The 1,515-nt window shown below is 65.3% G+C and carries 2 protein-coding genes; both read left to right on the top strand.

Features of this window, described 5'->3' with window-relative positions; all coding sequences use genetic code 11:
• The coding region (locus AQZ49_RS21600) for an electron transfer flavoprotein subunit beta/FixA family protein (RefSeq protein ID WP_082701992.1) at positions 1-732 on the top strand (732 nt) is incomplete at its 5' end.
• A 1-nt stretch (position 733) separates the two neighbouring features.
• Positions 734-1,515, top strand: a 782-nt coding sequence (locus AQZ49_RS21595) for an electron transfer flavoprotein subunit alpha/FixB family protein (RefSeq protein ID WP_067621040.1), incomplete at its 3' end; no start/stop codon positions are given.

The following is a 1,515-nucleotide window of genomic DNA, read 5'->3' as shown; positions in this document are numbered from 1 at the left end:
ACGGTAAAGCGTGTGATCGATTACAACGTGAAGCCGCGTGTAAAGGCGGATGGCACGGGCGTTGACCTTGCCAACGTCAAGATGAGCATGAACCCGTTCGACGAGATTGCGGTGGAAGAGGCGCTGCGTCTGCGCGAAAAGGGCGCGGTGAGCGAGGTTGTGGTGGTGTCGGTGGGTCCGGCCAAGGCGACCGAAACGCTGCGCACGGCGCTGGCGATGGGCGCGGACCGGGCCATTCTGGTGTCGACCGATGACGAAGTCGAACCGTTGGCGGTGGCCAAGATCGTCAAGGCGATCGCGGATGAGGAACAACCCGGCCTGATCATCACCGGCAAGCAGGCGATCGATGACGACAGCAACCAGACCGGCCAGATGATTGCCGCGCTGCTGGGTCGCGGGCAGGGCACGTTTGCCAACCAGATCACGGTCGAAGGCGATGCGGTGACGGTTAAGCGCGAAATCGACGGCGGGCTGGAAACGGTGTCGCTGCCGCTGCCGGCGGTGATCACCGCCGATCTGCGGCTGAACGAGCCGCGCTACGCCTCGCTGCCCAACATCATGAAGGCCAAGTCGAAGCCGCTGGCGACCAAGACGCCCGCCGATTACGGCGTGGACACCGCGCCGCGCCTGAAAACGCTGAAAGTGAGCGAACCGCCGGTGCGCAGTGCCGGGATCAAGGTGGCCGATGTCGATGCGCTAGTGGCCAAGCTCAAGGAACTGGGAGTAGCCTGACATGACCAAGGTTCTCGTTTGGGTCGAACACGACGGCAGTGCCGTCAAGGATGCCACGCTGTCGGCGGTGACCGCTGCGGCGCAACTGGGCGAAGTGGTCGCGCTGGTCGCGGGCAGCAATGTCGCGGGCGTTGCCGCCGCGGCCGCGCAGATTGCGGGCGTGACCAAAGTGCTGGTGGCCGACGATGCGGCCTATGCCCATGCGCTGGCGGAAAACGTCGCGCCGCTGATCGCCGGGTTGCTGGTCGATCACGATGCGTTTGTGGCGCCCGCCACCACCACCGGCAAGAATGTCGCGCCGCGCGTTGCCGCGCTGATCGATGTGGCGCAAGTGTCGGATATCCTGAGCGTCGAAGGGCCCAGGACGTTCACGCGGCCGATCTATGCGGGCAACGCGATCGCCACGGTTGAAAGCACGGATGCCAAACTGGTGATCACCGTGCGCGGCACCGCCTTTGCCAAGGCCGATGCGACCGGCGGCAGCGCCGCTGTCGAAACGGTTGCGGCGGGTGCGGATTCCGGCCTGTCGAGCTGGGTGGGTTCGGAAATCGCCAAGCTGGAACGCCCCGAACTGACCAGCGCAAAGATCATCGTGTCGGGTGGCCGCGCGCTGAAGGATGCCGACACGTTTGCCGCGACGATCACGCCCTTGGCCGACAAGCTGGGGGCGGCGATCGGCGCCAGCCGCGCGGCGGTCGATGCGGGCTATGTGCCCAACGATTATCAGGTTGGGCAGACGGGCAAGATCGTGGCCCCGGAAATCTATGTCGCGGTGGGCATTTC

It is taken from the genome of Novosphingobium sp. FSW06-99, assembly GCF_001519065.1.
Taxonomy (GTDB): domain Bacteria; phylum Pseudomonadota; class Alphaproteobacteria; order Sphingomonadales; family Sphingomonadaceae; genus Novosphingobium.
This window is presented reverse-complemented; position numbering and strand designations above follow the sequence as displayed.